Raw genomic sequence first — 19,166 nt, forward strand, 5'->3', positions numbered from 1 at the left:
GCCCGAAGCTCCCGCGCCATGGATGCCTTCGACCTCGTGATTCTCTCCGTCATCGTCGCGCTCGGGCTGGGACGCTTCCTCGTGATGCGCGACCAGCGCCGCGCGCCGCCGGCGGAGGAAACCGGTCCGCGCAAGCCGACGCCGCAGCGCATCGCCGGGCGCGTGCTGCTGGGGTACGCCTACGCGATGGCGCTGTTCATCCTGGTCCGCTTCCTCATCGGCCGGATGTGACGGAAACCGGCTTGCGTCTCGCCGCGAGCACGCTTGATGCCTTCCCCATGAACCCATGGCTCGTGTCGGGGCTGGTGTCCCTCGTGCTGGGGACGTACCTGCGCCGCTGGGATGAACATGGCCCCACGGGGGGCGTCATCGACCGGCGGCGCCTGACGCCGCTCCAAATCACCTACAGCCTGCTGCTCGCGTATCCGTTCTGTGCGGCCTGCGTGGCCCTGAACCTGTACCTGGGCCCCTGAGCGCACGAAGCGCCCGGGGCCCGAGGCCGCACAGGTGTCAGTGCTTGCCGTACTCCAGCTTCACGCCCTTGCGCTGCGCGTAGATGTACGCCTCCATCGCGCGCATCTTCGGGTCGCCGTCCGCCAGCGGCTTGCCGCGCACCGGGTTCTCGATGCACCAGTTGATCATGTCGCGCAGCAGCGCCGTGCGGCCCAGCTGCACCTGGTACTTCGGGTACGTCTCCGGGTGGGTGTTGGCGCCGTCCGGATGGCACATGTCGCACGACACGCCCACCGTGCCGCCCAGCGCCTCCGCGTCGTGGAACACGCGGTGGCCCTCCTTCACGGTCTCCTGCACGGAGTCCGCCCACACCTGCTCGTCACGCTCGGAGAACGCGCCGTAGGTGTGGCCCGTCTGGAGGTTCGTCTTCTGCTGCTGGGGCACCGCGCTCGCGCCCGTCCGCGCGCCCACGCCGCCCTGGCGCACGTCGTTGCCGGAGGGCTTCGCGCCGGGGTTGGGCTGGGGCGCGGGCGGCGGGTTCTTCTTCGTGGACGGAGGCGCGGCCTGCGCCAGCACCGGGCCGGGCACGTCGTCCCAATTCGCGTCCGGGTTCTTCTTGCGCCAGTCGTCCATCAGCTGCGCGGTGGCGGTGATGGCCTGGGCGCGCGTGAGCTTCTGGCCGTCCTTCACGCCCGGCACTTCCAGGGACGTCTCACCGTCGCACAGGCCCAGCACCAGGTTGCCGTCCTTGGACGCGGGCACGACGTGCTTCGGCAGGGGTTGCGCCTGGGGGGCGGGCTTCGACTCCGGGGACGTGGCGAGCGCCACGCCGCCGGCGAAGGACAGGGCCGCGCACGGGACCACGAGCAGCTTCATTCGCAGGTTCATGGGAGGGATTTCCTCTTCCGGTCCTAGTAGGTGGGCAGCTTCGGCTTGGGGGGCGCGGACTGCTTGCCGTTGGAGCCCAGGTAGCTGGCGCGCACGGTGATGGGGTCGCGCTGCCAGAGGTTGTAGAGCTTGTCCACGAGCCCCGACTCCAGCACGTCCATGCGGCCATCCCCGCAGCCGTCGAACTGGCTGAACGGATCCGCGCGGTTCATGGGCACCGTGAGCGTGGGCAGGCCTTCCGGCGCGTACGGCCACGGCCACGCGGTGGACAGCATCCCGTGGAAGGAGATGTTGCCAATGCGGTTGCTGAGCAACTGGTGCGTGTGGCCGTGGATGACGGTGACCTTCTCGTACGGCTTGAGGAGGGCCTGCACCTCGTCCGCGTCGTCGGTCCAGAAGTTCCAGGGCTTGTAGTACTTGTAGAGCGGCGAGTGGCTGAAGACGATGAGCGGCGTGTTCTTCGCCACCTTGGCCAGGTCGTTCTGGAGCCACTGGCGCTGCTCGGCACCCACTTCGAAGCGGGACTGGATGCCATTGTCCAGGCCGGCGACGATCTTCATGCGCTCCATGGGGGAGAGCTTCCGCTCCGTCCAGAAGTCCTTCTCGTGGATGGAGTTGAGCACCACGAAGTGCACGCCCTTGTGGTCGAAGGAGTAGTTGGGCGCGCCGAACAGGTCGCGCCACAGCTCGCCCATGTCCAGGAACCAGTCGTGCTCGCCCACCATCATCTTGATGGGGGCCTTCACGGACTTGAGGATTTGCGCGCCCAGCTTGAGCTCGCCGGCCTGGCCCAGCTGCGCCAGGTCTCCGCCGAAGAGGACGAAGTCCGGCTGGGGGTCCAGCGCGTTCACGTCGTCCACGGCCTTGAGGATGGCGCGCACGAAGCGGTCGTTGAGCTTGTTCTCGTACAGGTGCGTGTCGGAGATGTACGCGAAGGAGAACTTCGGCTTCTCCCCCTGCGCCTCCGCCACGTTGACCAATTGGAAGCTGTTGGGCGTGAGCTTGCCCATGCCCGCCACGATGCCCGCGGAGATGCCGGCGACGCGCATGAAGGCGCGGCGGTCCAGCTTCTTCAGGCCCTCGAAGAAGGCCTCGCGCTCGGCGTAGTGCTTTGTCTCGATGCTCTGGAACTTGTTGGCCATGGCGCGCCTCCGTTACCGCGGTTTGACTGCCGGGACGGCCTTCACGGGGGTGACGCCGCCGTAGAAGCCCAGGTCCGCCGGGTTCTTCGCGTTCAGGTCCGGGTTGGGCGCCAGGTCGCCCAGGTTGCCCTTCTTGCCCATGGCGACGGCGGTGTCCCGCTCCGGCCGGGTGTTCTTCCGGGCGCGCTGCTTCGCCAGCTGCTCCTTGTTGAGCTTGTCGAACTTCGTGTCCGTGAGCGCGAAGAGGAACGCCACCAGGTCGTCGATTTCAGGCTCCGTGAGCCCCAGCCGCTGCATCCCCCCGTCGAGGTAGGGATTGGGCACGCCGCCCTTGTTGTAGTGGTCCATCACGTCCCACAGCGTGGTGAGCGACCCGTCGTGCATGTACGGGCCGGTGATGCCCACGTTGCGCAGGGTGGGCGTCTTGAACGAGCCCACGTCGTTCTCCTGCTTGGTGACGAGGAAGCGGCCCAGCTCGGAGAACTCCGAGTTGAGCGCCAGCTCGTCGATCTGCTTCTCGTCGCCGGTGCGCACCACCTTCACGCCCTTGCGCGCCAGGGCGACGAAGTCCTGCTTGTGCGCGGCGACGCCGATGTTGTGGAACTTCTGGTCGCTGAACAGCGGGGACACGGCGTTGCCCGCGTGGCAGGAGTTGCAGCGCGCCTTGCCGTTGAAGAGCGCCCAGCCGTTCTTCTCCGACGCGGTGAGCGCCTTCGCATCGCCCATGATGAACTTGTCGAAGCGCGCGTCGCCGGAGAACTGCATCCGCTCGAAGGCGGCGATGGCGACGGCCAGGTCGTCGAAGTTGGGCTCGCGGCCGAAGACCTTCTGGAAGTCCGTGACGTATTCCGGGATGCCGCGCACCTTCTTCACGACGCTGTCCGCGTCCGGCATGCCCATCTCACGCGGGTTGAGGATGGGCAGCTTCGCCTGGTCCTCCAGCGTGCCCGAGCGGCCGTCCCAGAACTGGGTGGCGTTGAAGAGGGCGTTGAGCACGGTGGGGCTGTTGCGCGTCACCTTCTGCCCCTTGACGCCCTCCGACAGCGGCTTGCCGTCGGTAAAGCCCAACTCCGGCTCATGGCACGTCATGCACGCCACGGTGTTGTCCACTGACAGGCGCTTGTCGCGGAAGAGCTTCTCTCCCAGCGCCACCCGCTCCGGCGTGGGCTCCAGGCCCTTGGGCACCGACAGCCGCCACAGCGTCGCGGAGACACCCGGCGGAAGCGGCGGAGGTGTGGAGGAGGCCTGCTGCGAAGGCGGAGATGCTGCCAGTCCCACGCCGGAGTTGAGCACCACGGCGAGCACCGTGACGACGCCCGAAGGCAGCCGCATGACACCCTTCCCACCCGTTCTCTGGAGTCGCCGCGGGACATCCGCTCGGTCCGAGGCCGGAAGGCGCATTTCACGCAACTCGCGCCAACCGTTCAACGGTTGCTAGGTCTCCGGGGAGGGGGAAGTGTCTGGGATTGGAACGTCCGGGAGAAAAGACACGAACAGGCTTTATCTTTCCGTCCGTGCGCGACGGTCAGGCGTCGGCCTCGCTCGCGATGGCGACGAGTGCCCCGACGAGGTTCTCCACCTCCCAGTCGATGGCGAACCCCGCGGCCTGCACCCGCGTGGGGTCCGGGGCGTTGCCGGCGAGCAGTGCCCGGGCACGGCGGAGGGCCGCCGCGAGCCCGTGCGCCTCGAGCAGGTGCAGGGTCCCCGTGAGGCCCTCGTACGAGCGCTCGTACTCGTCGCGGGCGCCCTTCTTGAGCGCCGCCGTGAGCGCCAGCCGGGCCTGCTCCAGCGCCTGGACGGAGGAGCGGGCCAGCGCCGAGCTCGCTTGCGGATCTCCCGCCGCCCACTGCCGGAGCTTCGTGAAGCTGAAGTCAGGCGCCAGGACCAGCGCGTCCGCGGAGGGCGCGGAGGCACGGGGAGCTGCTTCTGGCGGAGGCACGGGCGCCTCGGGCGCCTCGCGGGAAGTGCACCGCGCCATCTTCCGGAACAGGACGGCCTCGTCGAAGGGCTTGCCGATGAAGTCCGTGAACCCCGAGGCCAGGACCTTGCTCTCCTGCCAGGCCCGCGTGGAGGCCGAGATGGCGATGATGGGAATCCGGCGGAGCCGCTCGTCCGGGAGCTGCCGGATGACCTTCAGCGCGTCGTAGCCATCCAGCACCGGCATGTGCAGGTCCATGAGGACGAGCTCGTAGTCACCTTGGTGGAGGCGCTCCACCGCCTCGCGCCCGTTCCTGGCGGCGTCGAACGAAACGCCCCAGTGCTCGAACCAACGGGCGAGCACGTAGGTGTTGACCTCGTTGTCCTCGACCACGAGCACCTTCAGGCCCCGCAGGGCCCCCGGGGACGACTCGCGGCTGGGAGCCGTGCCGGTGGCGGCGCCCCCCGCCACGGCCTTCAAGCGCAGGTTGAAGGAGAAGCGCGTCCCCTTTCCAACCTCGCTCTCCACGACCATCCTGCTGCCATGCAGCTCGACCAGCTTCCGGCTGATGGAGAGGCCCAGCCCCGTCCCTCCGTACTTCATCCCGATGTCGTAGTTCGCCTGGGTGTACTCCTCGAAGATGGCGGCCAGGCGGTCCGGTGGAATCCCTATCCCCGTATCGCTCACCTGGAAGGCCAGGTCACACGCATCGCCGTCCCGGGAGCGGAGGGCCACGCTGACCTGGACCCCACCTTTCTCCGTGAACTTGAGGGCGTTGCTCACGAGGTTCGTGAGGATCTGCCCGAGCTTGACGGGATCCCCCAAAAGACAGGCCGGGAGCCGGGGGTCGATCTCCGTCTGGAGCCGCAGCCGCTTCTCCTCGGCCCGGGCGGCCTGGCCGTTCAGGATGTCGCCGAGCAGCTCCCGGAGGGAGAACTCGCGTTGCTCCAGCGAGAGCTTGCCTGCCTCAATCTTGCTCCAGTCCAGGATGTCGTTGACCAGCGCGAGCAGGTTGCCGGACGCGGAGCCGAGGATGCGCAGGTACTTCGACTGCTTGTCGGACAGCGGCGTCATCCCCAGCAGCCGCGTGGCGGCGGTGATGGCGTTGAGGGGGTTGCGGATCTCATGGCTGAGCGTCGCGAGCAGCGCCGCCTTGGCCTGGGCCAGCTGCTCGGCCTTCCGGCGCGACAGCAGCAGCTCGCGCTCATAGCGCTTGCGATCCGTCATGTTGAAGAGCGTCGTCCGGACGGAACGCGGCCTTCCGAGCGCGTCCCGCTTCTGCACGGAGTTGATCAGCGCGGGCAGCGGACGGCCGTCGGCACAGACGAGGTCCAGCGAGAGCTCGTGGACGAAGCCCTGCATCTGGAGCAGGGGGGCGTAGTGGGTCTCGTGGAAGATGCGGCCCGCGACCGTGAGCAGCTCCGAGAACCGCTTGCCTCCGAGCAGGGCCTCCCGGGAGTAGCCCGTCCACGTCAGAAAGGTCTGGTTGACCTTGATGATGCGCCCCTCCGGACTCGTGGAGAGGTAGCCACACGGAGCATGCTCATAGAGCTCTTCCGCCGAGTCCTCGGAAGGCTCCGTTCCCTGCTCCGTGTCAGCGCCGCCTTGCATCATCCCCTTCAGTAGCCCAGGAAGGGCTTCATCGCGGCGATCGTTTCCTCGGGAGCACTCAGGTTCGGACAGTGCCCGGTCGCCTTGAGGAGGACCATCTGGCCCGCGGGCAGCCGCCGGCACACGTACTCCCCCACCGCTTCCCCCGCGATGACGTCGTTCGAGCACTGGAGCACGAGCGAAGGTGTCTTGACCTTCGGAAGCTCGGCCCTGTGGTCGGAAAGGAAGGTCACCCTCGCGAACTGCTTCGCGATGTCGGGGTCCATGCGGCAGAAGCTGTTGGTGAGCTCCGTGCCAAGCTCGGGCCGGTCCGGGTTGCCCATGATGACGGGCGCCATGGTGCTGGACCAGCCCAGGTAGTTGTCGTCGAGCGACTCCAGCAACTGCAGGATGTCCTCGCGCGAGAAGCCTCCGACATACTCGCCGTCGTTGATGTAGCAGGGCGAGGGGCCGATGAGCACGAGCTTGTCGAAGCGCTCCGGCTCCTTGATGGCCGCCAGTACGCCCACCATCGCACTCACCGAGTGACCGACGAAGACCACCTGCTCCAGCCCCAGCGCGTGGCAGATCTGCAGGACGTCATCGGCGTAGCCCTCCAACGTCCCGTACCGGTTGCGGTCATAGGCCGCGAGGTCCGAGCCGCCAGCCCCCACGTGGTCGAAGAGCACGGTGCGGCAGTCCTGCTCGAACGCGGGCGCGACGAACCGCCACATGTTCTGGTCACAGCCGAAGCCATGCGAGAACACCAAGGGCTGCGTGCCCTGCCCCTTCACCTTCACGTTGTTCCGGGCGAGGACGTTCATGGGTCGCTCCAGTGCGGGAGAAAAGCTTCAGGACAGCCGCAGGCTCATGGGTACGGACAGTCAACCCATGAAGAGGTGATGGAGCCCCCGCGCGTTGGATCCATTCTTTCCTGGGGGAAGAGTCCAGCGCTGACAGCATTGATCGCCAGAGCGTCTCAGGGCTCCGGGACGCGCAGGTCGCGTGAGCGCAGCAGCATCGCGGACGCCGTCGCGGGGGCGAGCACCGACGCGATGATGATGCTCCAGTCCCACGGGCCCCGCGCGCGGGCGGCGTTGAACGCGAGCGCCTGGACCAACGTGAGACAGGCATCCGCGGTGGTGAGCCGTCCCAGCAGCGTGGCCAGCCCGTCGCGCCAGCGGCGCAGCAGCAGCAGCAGGCCCGCGATGAGCGCCACGTCGAACGCCACCCAGCCGTGCTGCACCCACGGCGAGGGGAACCAGTGCGCGCTCATGGGCAGCGCGAGCAGCACCGTCCACGGCACCAGCAGCGCGGTCAGCGTGCGCACGAAGAAGCGCGGCCGGCGCAGCAGCGTGACGAGCCCGAACCTCACCAGGCTGCCCCGCGCGAAGGCCCGGAGCGCGTCGTACATCGCCCACGCCACCGGTTCGTCCTTTGGATGGGACAGATAGAGGGGCACCCAGGAGTCAGGGCGGAACTTGGCCTTGAAGGAGCGCAGGCCCTCGAAGTCGAACAGCGGGCGCCCCGCGCTGCGCGCGAACCGCAGCCACGGCCGCACCGGGCCCGCCAGCGGCGCCATTCCCAGCGTCACGTACCGGCGGCCGTTCACCGCGGCGGCGCGCATCGCGGCGTCCACCAGCGTCTCCGCGGTGCCGTTGGGCGCGGTGGGTTCACGCAAGAGGTCCTGGAGGAACCAGCCGTCGCGCGCGTACACGGGCGTCACCGACAGGAAGCCCACCACGCGGCCCTCCACCTCCGCCACGAAGGCGCGGCGCTCGCGAGCGAAGGCGCCCGGGGCCAGGCCCACCAGGAAGCCCATGGTCGCCATGCGGCGCGACGCGAGCCAGTGCTCGGCCAGCACCTCCACCGCCGCGCGCAGCGGATGGCCTTCCGTCTCCATCACCTCGGCGGGCACCTCGCGCACGCGCACGCCGTGGGAGCGCGCGCGGCGGAGCTGTTCGCGCAGGCTGCGGCTGCCCTTCACCACCCGGTCCCAGTTCGCCGGGTCCCACACCGGCTGCTCGCCGATGGGCAGCTCCTCGAACGGGACGAGCTGGGAGAAGCGCGCCTCCGTGGCGAAGAAGTTCACGCGCCGGCCCGCGCTCCGGGCCGCCCGGTGGAAGGCCTCCACCACGTCGTGCACGCGCTCCGGCGCGGCGATGGGGCCGCCTCCCGCCACCCAAGCGCCGCCCGTGTCCACGTAGGCGATGCACCCGTCCCCTTCCGGCGCGAACCAGTACTGGAAGCCCGGCTGGAGCACCTGGAAGGACGTCGCGTTCCAGCCGTGCTGCTTGAGCAGCGCCAGCACCCGCTCGCGCGGGTCGCCTGCGGTGTCCTGGTGGGGGTCGGCCATGGGGTTTGCGCTCAAACTACGTCCCGCCGGAACGCCTCGCCAGCCAAAGCCACCCGGGGAGACAGGGCCTCTCCCGGACGGACCGTGCGGCAGAGCACCCGCTCCGGGTGGAGTGCGCGGGGAATGGATCCAATCCGGCCGCTTCGGCGCACCACAGGACTTCAGGGCAGGAGCCGGGCCCCCATGGGACGGCCCTCCCATGGCGGGCCCGGCGGTAGTACCCGCCCACCGGAACGCTCAGGGGCTGTCGTCCTCCGCGTCGTCCGCGCCGCCGCCGTCCGCGGGGGCGCGGCCGAGCAGCCGGTCCACCTCCGCGTGCGCGCCTTCCGCCTGCGCCGCGCTGATGCGCTTGTAGGTCTTGAGCGCGTCCACCACGCGGTGCGCGTGCTTCCACAGCGCGCGGGAACCGCTGGCCGGCGAGCGCTTGCGCGGGGACGGCAGCATCGCGGCGAGCACCGCGCCCTGCGCCACGGAGAGCTGGGACGCGGACACGCCGAAGTGCTCGCGCGCCGCCGCCTCAATCCCATACACGCCGTTCCCCCACTCCACCACGTTGAGGTACAGCGTGAGGATGCGCTGCTTCGTCAGCGCCTCCTCCAGCCGGTGCGCGAGCACCAGCTCCTTCAGCTTGCGAAACAGGCTGCGGTCCGTGGACAGCCAGAGGTTCTTCGCCAGCTGCTGCGTGAGCGTGGACGCCCCCCGCCCCAGCTTCCCCTCCTCCACCGCCTGCCCCACCGCGCGCGCCAGCTCCACCGTGTCCACGCCGTCGTGCAGGTAGAAGCTCGCGTCCTCGGAGATGAGCACCGCGTCCACCGCGGGCTTGGACACCGCGGACAGCGGCACCCACTGCTGCCGGCGGCGCGGCTTGCGCCCGGCCTCGCGCGCCTCGCTCGCGCGCTGCTCGATGAGCGCCGTCGTCTTCGGGTTCTCCTTCACCAGCGGGCCCGCGTCCGGCAGCCCGGCGTACGTGGCCGCCGCGGTCCCCACGCCCAGCACCAACACGCCCCCCAGCACCCAGCGCGCCCACCGCCTTCTTCCGCGTGGCGGCGCCGGCGGTGTCTCCGGCGGCGTCGGCGTCGGCCGGACGGGCTCGGTGGGTTCGGGACTCAGGGCCTCGGACGGGCCTTCGACGGTGGACATCTGCCGGCCGTGTCTAACGCCGCGCCGTCCGGGCGTCACCCTTCACGGTGAACTTCGCGGACGCCACGCGCGGCGGCTCGGGCGAACGCCAGCGCTCGTCCACCGCCGCGAAGCCCGCCACCAGCTCTCCCGCCAGGTAGCCGCGCGTCTTCTTGCCCTTGCGGCGCAGCCAGTCGTTGAGGATGTGCCCCTTCGCGTCCTTGCGCGCCTCCGGCTGCTGGAGGTTGAAGCGCGAGCGCTTCACCAGCCCGCCCGACTTGTGCACGAACGTCACCGTGCCGTCCGCGCCCACCCGCTCCACGATGCCGATGTGCGTGAGGCCGTCGTTGATGAGGCCGTCGCGGTTGCGGTCGAACGTGTTCTTGAAGAACACCAGCGCGCCCGGCTTCGGCGTGGTCGACAGCATGCCCAGCGCGCGCGCCTTGCGGTGGATGGCCGTGACGCCGTTCTCCTCCGGCAGCACGTCGTCCGGCAGCAGGTCCAACCGCCGCTGCTGGAACGCCAGCCGCGTCATGCCCGAGCAGTCATCCGTCACCGCCGAGCTCATCTTCGCCAGCGTCGTCATCCCCACCCAGGACTTCGCCCGCCACAGCGCCCGCTCCGACAGCTGGACCGCCGGCCGGGCCTTCTTCGTCGCCGTGGCCTTGTTCGCTGCCTGAGCCGCCCCGCCCCACACCAGCGCGCTCACCAACGCGCCCACCCACACGCCTCGTCCCATGCGGCCGCGACAGAGCAACCGCCGTGCCCGGCCCTCGCGGCCTTGCGCGTGTCCACCTCACGACGGATGGCGCCCGCCCCTCGGCCCGCGGTGGGCAAGGAAGTTCCCACCCACGGCAACCGCGCGCCCTGAAGCCTTCAGGGCACGACGACGTCCGACGCGGCCCGCCCTGTTCGAGGGCCCGAGGCCTCGTTGATGGGTTCGCCCTCCGCGCTCGCGGCGTTGTTCCACTTCTGGCCGGACACCAGGCGCGGCCTCCCCGTGCCGGTCAGCACGTAGAGGTGTTCGTCGTGGACGGTCGGCGCCCGGCGGCCGGGGTACACGGGGCGCGTGGACGGTGGCGGCGGGGAGGGCTCCTCATAGGTCATGTCCGGCTTGCAGCCCTTGCTGGCGCATCCGGGGCTGAAGACCCCCTCGCCGGACGGCGTGCGCGTCGGTCCCCAGGTCCGCATGGGCCGGGGCTGCATCCGGGCCGGGGGATTGGCGGACGAAATCCACCGCGGCTCGCTCTTCTCCCGGGCCTCCAGCGCGACCATCAGCGGCAGCGCCAGCCCCAGGAACGCGAGCTGCCCCAGGGCGCCGGGCAGCCGCGAATCCGAAGCGGGCAGCACCTGCGTGCGCAGGCTCGTGAGGATGAACGCGCCGCCAATGGCCATGCACAGCGCGAGCGCCCCCCACGTCACGGCCTGCGCCGTCAGGGCGATGGAGGACAGGCGCCAGGTCGCGCCCACCTCCACCGCCGTCCTCCAGGCGTGGGCCTTCCAGTCCGCGGCCGGCCCGGCCATGCCGTAGCCCACCGCGCACGCCGCCACCCACACGGCGGCGCCATGCACCTCGCGCCGCAAGAGCCACCCCTGCGTGAGCCCCAGCACCACCCCCATCCCCACGGGCGCCATCCCGGGCGACAGCCCCAGCGCCACGGCCAGCGCGCGCGAGCCCACCAGGCCCACCGCCACCGCCATCGCCGTTGTCCCCGCCCAGCCAGACACCTGGAGCCCCGCCCGGCGCAGCGCGAACGCCTGCGCGTTCCCCAGCATCGCCCCCGCGACCGCGTAGACCATCAGCTCCGCGAGCCGGTGCACCACGCCCAGCTCCACCCCGGACAGCCGCCAGATGGCCGCCGACGCCAGCACCTTCTCCAGCAGGAGGACCCAGTCGTCCGCTTGCACCCACGGGACAAGCAGTCCCACCACGGTGACCACGGACACGAGGAGGACGTGGACAAGACGAGAGCCCATGGCCCGGCAGTCTGCGCGAGTCCCGCGGCCCAAAGCCATCCACGCAGGCACCTTCCTGCCCGCCGGCCAACGGAGGTGTCGCCCGGTGGAGGTGGATGTACGGCGCGACAGGACCTGAAGGGTTACACTGAACCCTGGTGCGTTTCGCCTACTACCAACGCCTGTCGCCCGCCGAGCAGCGCGTCTACCGCCGGAGCGACGCCGTCACGGAGGTGCCGCTGCGCACGCCCGCGACGCTGCGGCCCCGGGTGGAGGCGGTGCGGCAAGCGCTGCTCCAGGAGGACCGGACCGCGCTCCAGGCCGCGACAGAGGCGCTGGCGGTGGCCCTGACGGGGCGGCTGGAGGTACCCGGCGTGGACGTGGAGGTGCTGGAGACGCGGCCCTCCAACGACGAGGGCGAGCTGCACGGGCTCTATACGTGGGCGCCCGGACAGCGGCCCCGCATCCAGGTGTGGATGCGCACCGCGAAGCGCGGCCGGGTCGTGGCCTTCCGCACGTACCTGCGCACGTTCCTGCACGAGCTCTGTCATCACCTGGACTTCCTCTGGCTGGAGCTGTCCGCCTCCTTCCACACAGAGAGCTTCTTCCAGCGCGAGTCGAGCCTCTTCGGGCAGCTGGTGCCCCCGGCAGCGGGGATGGAGCGCCGTGAAGCGGCGGACACTGGGAAATGGAGCGCGAGCACAAGGCGTGGCCGGCGCTAGATTGCCGCCCCTATGGCGCATCCCACCGACGACAAGAACTTCCGCCTGCCCACCACCCTCCGCCCGCGCCGCTATCAGGCGACGGTGACCCTGGACCTGGAGGGGCGCGGCTTCACGGGCGAACAGCGCGTGGAGCTGGAGCTGTCACAGCCCACGACGGAGATCGTCCTCCACGCCAACGCGCTGGAGCTGGGCGACGTCACCTTCCGCTCGGGCAACGACGTGCGCAAGCCCGCGTCCAAGCGCGCATCTCCGGTGAGCGAGACGGTGGTGCTCACGTTCGACGCGCCCCTGCCCGCGGGCAGCGCCACGCTGGACGTGCTGTGGACGGGGCGCTTCAGCGAAGGCCTGCGCGGGCTGTACGCGGCGGGCAAGGTGGCCGCGACGCAGTTCGAGGCCGCGGACGCGCGGCGGCTGTTCCCCTGCTTCGACGAGCCCGCCTTCAAGGCCCGCTGGGCGCTCACGGTGCGCGTGCCCCAGGGGCACACGGTGCTGGGCAACGGCCGCGTGGTGAAGGACGAGGCGGACGGGGCGCTGCGCAAGGTGACGTTCGAGGAGACGGAGCTGCTCAGCTCGTACCTCATCGCGCTGGTGGTGGGGCCGCTGGTGGGCACGCCGGAGGAGCAGGCGCAGGGCATCCCGGTGCGCACGTGGGCGCTGCCGGAGAAGGCGCACCTGGCGAAGTTCGGGCAGGACGCGGCGCTCCAGGTCCTGCCCCGGCTGCAGGACTACTTCGGGCTGCCGTATGCCTTTGGCAAGGTGGACCAGGTGGGCATCCCGGACTTCGAGGCGGGCGCGATGGAGAACGCCGGCCTCATCACGTACCGGGAGGTGGCGCTGCTCCTGGACCCGGCCACCGCGCCGCTGTCCGTGCAGAAGCGCGTGGCGGAGGTGGTGACGCACGAGCTGGCGCACCAGTGGTTCGGCAACTGGGTGACGATGGTGTGGTGGGACGACCTCTGGCTCAACGAGGCGTTCGCGACGTGGATGGCCTTCAAGATTGTCGACCAGTGGCGGCCGGACTGGCGCATGTGGCTGGACTTCGACGCGCACCGCGCGAGCGCGCTGGCGCTGGACGCGCTCAAGTCCACGCACCCCATCCACGGGGAGGTGCGCAACGCGGGCGAGGCCGGTGAGAGCTTCGACGCCATCACCTACGAGAAGGGCGGCGCGGTGCTGCGGATGATTGAAGGGTTCCTCGGCGAGGGCCCCTTCCGCGAAGGCATCCGGCAGTACATGCGCAAGCACGCGCGCGCGAACGCGGTGAAGGAAGACCTCTGGAACGCGCTGGGTGAGGCGGCGAAGCAGCCGGTGAACGAGCTGGCCACCAAGTGGATTGGCCAGAGCGGCTTCCCGCTGGTGTCGGTGAAGGCGGAGGGGCGGAAGGTGACGCTGTCGCAGCGGCGCTTCTACTCGGAGCCGGGGGTGAAGACCCCGGAGACGTGGCCAGTGCCCATGGTGCTGCGCTTCGAGGACGGAAGCGGCGTGAAGGAGCAGCGCGTGCTCTTCCGCGACGCGCAGGCGACGGTGACGCTGGAGGGCACGGGGGACGTGAAGTGGCTGTGCGCCAACGGCGGCTCCACGGGCTTCTACCGGGTGCAGTACGAGAAGCCGGCGCTGGACGCGCTGACGGCGAACCTGGGGGCGCTGGCGCCGTCGGAGCGCATCTCGCTCCTGGCGGACACGTGGGCGCTGGTGCGCGCGGGGCAGGCCCCGGTGGCGGACCTGCTGGACCTGACGGCGCGCTTCGGGGACGAGGAGGATGAAGCGGTGCTGGACGAGCTCATCGGGCGGCTCGGCTACATCGAGAACCGGCTGACGGACGGCGATGACCAGGAGCGCTTCCGCCGGTGGGTGGAGGGGCTGTTGGGCGGCGGCCTGAAGAAGCTGGGCTGGCAGGCGGCGCCGGGCGAGCCGGATCCGGTGAAGCTGCGCCGCGCGGCGCTGGTGCGCGCGGTGGGCGGCCTGGCGCGCAGTCCGGAGGTGCTGGCCCAGGCGCGGCTCCTGGTGGCGCGGATGCTCCAGGGGGACAAGACGGCGCTGGACGCGAACCTGCTGGACACGGCGGTGGGCATGGTGGCGCGCGCGGGCGACGCGGCGCTCTTCGAGGACCTGCTGCAGCGGCTGCCGAAGGAGCCGGACCCGGCGACGCAGCGGCGCTACCTGATGGCGCTCACGTCCTTCGAGGACGCGAAGCTGGCGGAGCGTGCGCAGGGCCTGTTGTTCACGGAGACGGTGAAGACGCAGGACGTGGCCATCTTCGCCATGGGCCTGCTGAACAACCGCACCGGGCGCGACGCCTGGTGGGAGCAGCTCCAGAAGCGCTGGAAGGACCTGGTGGCGCGCACGGGCGCGGCGCCCATGCTGCTGCGCCGGGTGGTGGAAGGCCTGGGCCAACTGCGCACGCGCGAGCAGCTGGAGCAGATGAAGGCCCTGCTCCAGGCGAACCCCATCCCGGAGGCGCAGCAGGCCACGACGCAGACGCTGGAGCGGCTGGCGCAGGACGTGGCCCTGCGCGAGCGCGTGACCCCGGAGGTGGCCGCGTGGCTGAAGCGTCGGCCGTGATGCCCTGAGAGATGCCTCCCGCCGCGCATCTGGAAGTTGCGCGGCCGGGGGGTTCTGGGGATGGTTCGAAGTGCCTCGGGGTGCGCCCGGGGCTCACTGCACGGCGCGTCCCATGCGCCAGGACACTGTTGCCATGCCGCCCCCTTCCGCTCCCCTCCTCCCCTCCTTCCGCATCCAGGGGTTCCGAGCGTTCAGGGACCTGGAGATTCCGCGCCTCGGCCGCGTCAATCTGATCGTTGGCAAGAACAACGTGGGCAAAACCACGTTGCTGGAGGCACTCAAGGTCTATGCAGCCAGCGTGGATGCCCCATGGGAGATCAGAGATTTACTGGAGCGTCGGCAAGAGTTCCGCCGATCGTCGCCAAGGGAAAAAGCATCCTCCCAAATTGACATCGACAGGGCGTTTTTCGAATCGACACAGTCCGGACGGACGACGTCTATCAAGCTTGGTCCCCTAGCGGATAAAAGCTCCCTGCTGATTCAAACAGGGCGAATGGCCGTCACGCCAAAGTCGTTTCTACCTCTTGACGGGCTCTTCTACGCCGGGGATGAGCCCCCTCCCGAAGATGCCCAGCACATGATTCCCGTGCTGCGCGTCAGCCAAGGCAACGTCCCCATATATTTCGCATCCCTGCGCACGCTGGGCGAAATCAATTCCAACAACTTCTCGGATATTTTCCAGGGACAATTCGAAGACGCAGGAAATTCTCTAAGCTGCAATCTCTTGCCGGCCCGCGGTATCAGCGGGGCAAGTATCGGGACATTGTGGGACGGCATTGTCCTGACTTCGAACGAACAATCCATGCTTCGAGCTCTGCGCATCATCGCGCCAGACATTGAGCGGGTTTCCCTCGTCGAAGACCCCAAGCAGCAAGGACTGCGCTACGCCGTCATCGGTAGGAGGGGGCGTCCTGCCGCAGAGCCACTTCACAGTATGGGCGACGGAATGAGCCGTATATTTGAACTCGCCTTGGGGCTTGTAAGCTCCAAGGACGGGCTCTTTCTAGTAGACGAGGTGGAGAACGGAGTTCACTATTCCGTCCAGGAACAACTCTGGCGATTCATCTTCGAAGCTGCCAGCCAGCTCAATGTGCAGGTCTTCGCAACCACGCACAACTGGGATTGCATCACAGCCTTTCAAAAGGCAGCCTCTTCACATCCGGAAGAAGGAATGCTCATCAGTCTTGCCCAGAAAGGCGATGACATCAAAGTCGCCGTCTTTGACGAACAAGACCTGGAAACAATTGCGCAGGACTCCATTGAGGTTCGCTGATGCCTTCCGACCCAGCAAGAGTTCTTCTGGTGGAAGGGAAGGATGACGAGCAGGTCATCTACCATCTATGCAATCACCACGACTTCAAAAACAAACAACATTTCGAAGTTGAATCCAAAGACGGCTACGAGCGCCTGCGCAGGCATTTAAGAACCCGCCCGCGCACCCACGGCGTAGAGACAATCGGCGTTGTCATCGATGCGGATGAGAACTTGCTGCAACGATGGAAGTCGGTCTGTGAAGCACTGGAGCATGCCGGCTACACCGAGCTTCCAGGCCAGCCCGATGCTGATGGCGTCATCCTTTCCGCTCAAGGAGACCTACCGCGCATCGGAATCTGGATGATGCCCAACAACCAGCTCACCGGAATCCTGGAAGACTTCCTTCAGCAGTTGGTTGCCTATTCCGACGCGCTCCTGCCTGCAGCGTTCAAGGCCCTGGACAGCCTCCCCGAGCAGCGCTTCAAGCCGACCTATCGCTCCAAGGCCGCTATTCACACCTGGCTCGCCTGGCAAGAGGAGCCCGGCACACCGCTGGGGCAAGCTGTAGCCAAACGCTATCTCCAAGCGGACCACGAACTCGCCCAGCGCTTCATGACCTGGCTGAAACGTCTGTTCGTTACCGCTCCCGAATCCCCCGCCCCATGAAGACCACGCTCACGCCCGAAGCCTCCGCCGCCTCCCGTGAGGCCCTGCGCCGCGCCAACGTGGCGTTCGCCCATGCGTACCCGGGCGAGTCCTCCCGGCGCCAGCCCGTGCACACCGTGTACGGCGGCGCCCACCTCTTCCGCGCGGGCACCGCGCGGAAGATGGGGGACCTGGCGCTCGCGGCGCTGCGCGACCATGCCGCCGACGGCTCCCAGCTCGCCCACGGCCTGGGCCTGCCCCAGCGCGGCGGCTTCGCCCAGCGCGTCCATGACCGCGTCGTGGACAAGCTCCAACGCGAGCCCGTGGAGGACTTCCGCATCGACTTCGAGGACGGCTACGGCCACCGCCCCGACGCGGAGGAGGACGCCCACGCCGTCGCCGCCGCCACGGAGGTGGCCCGGGGCCTGGAGCAGGGCTCGCTCCCTCCGTTCATCGGCATCCGCGTGAAGTCCTTCACCGAAGAGCTCTACGCCCGCGCCTCGCGCACCCTGGACCTCTTCGTCACCACGCTGCTGGAGCAATCCGGTGGCAGGCTGCCGCCGTCCTTCGTCGTCACCCTGCCCAAGGTCACCGTGCCCGAACAGGTGACCGCCCTGGCGAAGCTGCTGTCGGAGCTGGAGGCCGCCCACCACCTGCCCCCCGGCGCGCTCTCGCTGGAGCTGATGGTGGAGACGCCCCAGGCCCTCTTCGACGCGCGCGGCCGGCCCCACCTGCGCTCGCTCGTGGAGGCCGGTGAGGGCCGCTGCTCCCACGTGCACCTGGGCGTCTACGACTACACCGCCGCCCTGGACGTCAGCGCGCACATGCAGCACATGCTCCACCCCGCCTGCGACTTCCTGCGCGACACCGTGCAGGTGCTCCTCGCGGGCAGCGGCGTGCGCCTGTCCGACGGCGCCACCAACGTCATGCCCGTGGGCCCCCACCGCAAGCAGGGCGACACCGCGCTGCTCCCCACGCAGCGGCGCGAGAACACCGACGCCGTGCACCGCGCGTGGCAGACGGCGTACCGGCACACGCGACACTCGCTGGAGCGCGGCTACTACCAGGGCTGGGACCTGCACCCCGCCCAGCTCCCCGTGCGCTACGCCGCCGTCTACGCCTTCTTCCTGGAGGGCCTGGAGCCCGCGTCCCAGCGCCTCAAGGCCTTCGTGGACAAGGCCGCCCAGGCCACCCTGCTGGGCGACGTGTTCGACGACGCCGCCACCGGCCAGGGGCTGCTCAACTTCTTCCTGCGCGGCCTGGCCTGCGGCGCCCTCACGGAAGAGGAGGCCCGCGCCACCGGCCTGACGCTGGAGGAGCTGCGAAGCCGCTCCTTCCGCGCCATCGTCCAGGGCCGCGCGGACGCGTCACGCTGACGCGGGCGGCTGCCCCGGAGGCACCGCGCTCCGGGGCCCCAGCCACTCGCGCGCGACCGCCACGTCCACCGCGAGGATGCCCAGCAGGAACAGCCACGGCCCGGGCCGCGAGGACAGGCCCGTCAGCGCCCACACGGTGATGAGGCCCGCGAGCACCGCCGGCACCACCGGGGGCAGCGCCTCCCGCGCGCGCCGCACCGACCCCAGCACGCCCAGCGCCAGGAGCCCCAGCACCACGCCCGTCGCGCCCAGCCGGCCGCGCCCCGTGCCCGCTCCCTGCGCGGAGGACGGGAACACCAGCGTGTTGAACTTCCACGTGTCGTGGTCCTGGATGTCCCAGGCGAAGTTGTCGTCGATGGTGATGTTGCGCTCGCGCTGCAGGTGCATCGTGGGCACCAGCGAGCCCGTCCACCCGGAGCTCCACGGCAACAGCAGCCCCAGCGCGCACGCGGCCACGCCCGCGAACACCCACCGCTTCAGCCGCACGTCCCCGGGCCGCCGGGTGAGCGACGGCTCCGCCAGCGACGACGCCTTGAAGGCCCGCCACTGCACGGAGGCGAGCACCACCGCCGCCAGCACCCACAACAGCGCCGCCACGCCCAGCCCCAGCGACAGGAACGCCTGCGTCACGGTGAGCGCGGTGAACATCGGCAGGAACGCCGGATGCGCGGCCCACTTCACCAGGGGCGCCACCGCGGGCGGCAGCGTCCGGCCCGCGGCCACCCACTCGCGCGCGAACAGCATGCCGCTGCCCACCAGCATCAGCGCCGCCCACGGCAGCCCCAGCCCGCCGTCGAAGAAGGGCAGCACGGGCACCACCACCGCCGCCGCCACCAGGCCGGAGCCGAGCAGCGGCAGCGAGCCCCCGGGCAGCCGCTCGCGCAGCCTCGGGTCGTCCAGCACGTCCTGCACCGCGCGGCCCGCCGAGTCCGCCGCCCGCTGCGCCTTGTCCGCCACCTCGTCCATCACCGGCGACCCGGGCGCGTTCACGTCCCCGCCGCAGTGGGGGCACGTCCGCGACGACGGGCCTTCAGGAAGCGACTGACCACAGTGCGGGCAGGACATGGCGCGGAGTCCTCCTCAGGCGAAAAAGGGCGCGAGGAGCCTACACCGCGCCCTCCGCCGCATCCTCCAGGAACACGCAGGACGTCCCCGGGCTTCGCGGCCTCCGCACGCCCGGCC

General features: G+C 69.6%; 17 protein-coding genes. 7 read left to right on the forward strand and 10 right to left on the reverse strand.

Annotated elements, in window-relative coordinates:
* Nucleotides 1-18: 18 nt before the first annotated feature.
* Together NR792_RS23805 and NR792_RS23810 are read left to right on the forward strand one after the other, a co-directional pair.
* A complete protein-coding gene (locus tag NR792_RS23805) occupies nt 19-231 on the forward strand; it encodes a hypothetical protein (RefSeq protein WP_375754968.1) in 213 nt (70 codons plus the stop codon).
* Nucleotides 232-278: 47 nt separating this feature from the next.
* Nucleotides 279-473, forward strand: coding sequence for a hypothetical protein (locus NR792_RS23810; protein ID WP_375754969.1), 195 nt, complete (start codon nt 279-281; stop codon nt 471-473).
* A gap of 37 nt (nt 474-510) precedes the next feature.
* Here NR792_RS23810 and NR792_RS23815 read toward each other — a convergent pair whose 3' ends face one another.
* The 9 genes from NR792_RS23815 to NR792_RS23855 form a co-directional block, all read right to left on the reverse strand.
* Nucleotides 511-1,341 carry a c-type cytochrome gene (locus NR792_RS23815; protein ID WP_375754970.1) on the reverse strand — a complete coding sequence of 277 codons (831 nt, stop codon included), beginning with the start codon at nt 1,339-1,341 and terminating at the stop codon, nt 511-513.
* A 23-nt stretch (nt 1,342-1,364) separates the two neighbouring features.
* On the reverse strand, nt 1,365-2,483 hold the full coding sequence (locus tag NR792_RS23820; RefSeq protein ID WP_375754971.1) for a metallophosphoesterase family protein: 1,119 nt from the start codon (nt 2,481-2,483) through the stop codon (nt 1,365-1,367).
* Between the two features lie 12 nt (nt 2,484-2,495).
* Nucleotides 2,496-3,815, reverse strand: a complete 1,320-nt coding sequence (locus NR792_RS23825) for a cytochrome-c peroxidase (protein ID WP_375754972.1) — start codon at nt 3,813-3,815, stop codon at nt 2,496-2,498.
* A 193-nt stretch (nt 3,816-4,008) separates the two neighbouring features.
* Nucleotides 4,009-6,012, reverse strand: a complete 2,004-nt coding sequence (locus NR792_RS23830; RefSeq protein ID WP_375754973.1) for an ATP-binding protein — start codon at nt 6,010-6,012, stop codon at nt 4,009-4,011.
* An 8-nt stretch (nt 6,013-6,020) separates the two neighbouring features.
* Nucleotides 6,021-6,815, reverse strand: coding sequence for an alpha/beta fold hydrolase (locus tag NR792_RS23835; protein ID WP_375754974.1), 795 nt, complete (start codon nt 6,813-6,815; stop codon nt 6,021-6,023).
* A 155-nt stretch (nt 6,816-6,970) separates the two neighbouring features.
* Entirely contained in the window at nt 6,971-8,347 is a 1,377-nt protein-coding gene (locus tag NR792_RS23840) for a bifunctional lysylphosphatidylglycerol flippase/synthetase MprF (protein ID WP_375754975.1), read from the reverse strand.
* 237 nt (nt 8,348-8,584) lie between these two features.
* Complete coding sequence (locus NR792_RS23845) at nt 8,585-9,487, reverse strand: transglycosylase domain-containing protein (protein ID WP_375754976.1); 903 nt, start codon at nt 9,485-9,487, stop codon at nt 8,585-8,587.
* 13 nt (nt 9,488-9,500) lie between these two features.
* Complete coding sequence (locus NR792_RS23850; protein WP_375754977.1) at nt 9,501-10,205, reverse strand: hypothetical protein; 705 nt, start codon at nt 10,203-10,205, stop codon at nt 9,501-9,503.
* Between the two features lie 137 nt (nt 10,206-10,342).
* Nucleotides 10,343-11,443, reverse strand: a complete 1,101-nt coding sequence (locus NR792_RS23855; protein ID WP_375754978.1) for a hypothetical protein — start codon at nt 11,441-11,443, stop codon at nt 10,343-10,345.
* A gap of 137 nt (nt 11,444-11,580) precedes the next feature.
* Between NR792_RS23855 and NR792_RS23860 the strand changes: the two genes are divergently transcribed.
* The 5 genes from NR792_RS23860 to NR792_RS23880 all read left to right on the forward strand — a co-directional run bounded on the left by NR792_RS23860 (nt 11,581) and on the right by NR792_RS23880 (nt 17,984).
* Nucleotides 11,581-12,144: a hypothetical protein gene (locus NR792_RS23860; RefSeq protein ID WP_375754979.1), complete on the forward strand. Its 564-nt coding sequence runs from the start codon at nt 11,581-11,583 to the stop codon at nt 12,142-12,144.
* A 12-nt stretch (nt 12,145-12,156) separates the two neighbouring features.
* Complete coding sequence (locus NR792_RS23865; RefSeq protein ID WP_375754980.1) at nt 12,157-14,709, forward strand: M1 family aminopeptidase; 2,553 nt, start codon at nt 12,157-12,159, stop codon at nt 14,707-14,709.
* Nucleotides 14,710-14,821: 112 nt separating this feature from the next.
* Nucleotides 14,822-15,982, forward strand: a complete 1,161-nt coding sequence (locus tag NR792_RS23870) for an ATP/GTP-binding protein (protein WP_375754981.1) — start codon at nt 14,822-14,824, stop codon at nt 15,980-15,982.
* On the forward strand, nt 15,982-16,629 hold the full coding sequence (locus NR792_RS23875; RefSeq protein ID WP_375754982.1) for a DUF3226 domain-containing protein: 648 nt from the start codon (nt 15,982-15,984) through the stop codon (nt 16,627-16,629). Before NR792_RS23870 ends, NR792_RS23875 begins: the two co-directional genes overlap by 1 nt.
* The gene (locus tag NR792_RS23880; protein WP_375754983.1) at nt 16,626-17,984 is read left to right on the forward strand and encodes a DUF6986 family protein; all 1,359 of its coding nucleotides are present in this window, start codon (nt 16,626-16,628) and stop codon (nt 17,982-17,984) included. The genes NR792_RS23875 and NR792_RS23880 overlap by 4 nt, the downstream gene beginning before the upstream one ends.
* Here the strand turns inward: NR792_RS23880 and NR792_RS23885 are convergent.
* Nucleotides 17,976-19,049 carry a hypothetical protein gene (locus NR792_RS23885; RefSeq protein WP_375754984.1) on the reverse strand — a complete coding sequence of 358 codons (1,074 nt, stop codon included), beginning with the start codon at nt 19,047-19,049 and terminating at the stop codon, nt 17,976-17,978. The genes NR792_RS23880 and NR792_RS23885 overlap by 9 nt on opposite strands.
* Nucleotides 19,050-19,166: the final 117 nt, after the last annotated feature.

This window comes from Corallococcus exercitus (assembly GCF_042231735.1).
Taxonomy (GTDB): Bacteria; Myxococcota; Myxococcia; order Myxococcales; family Myxococcaceae; genus Corallococcus; species Corallococcus exercitus_B.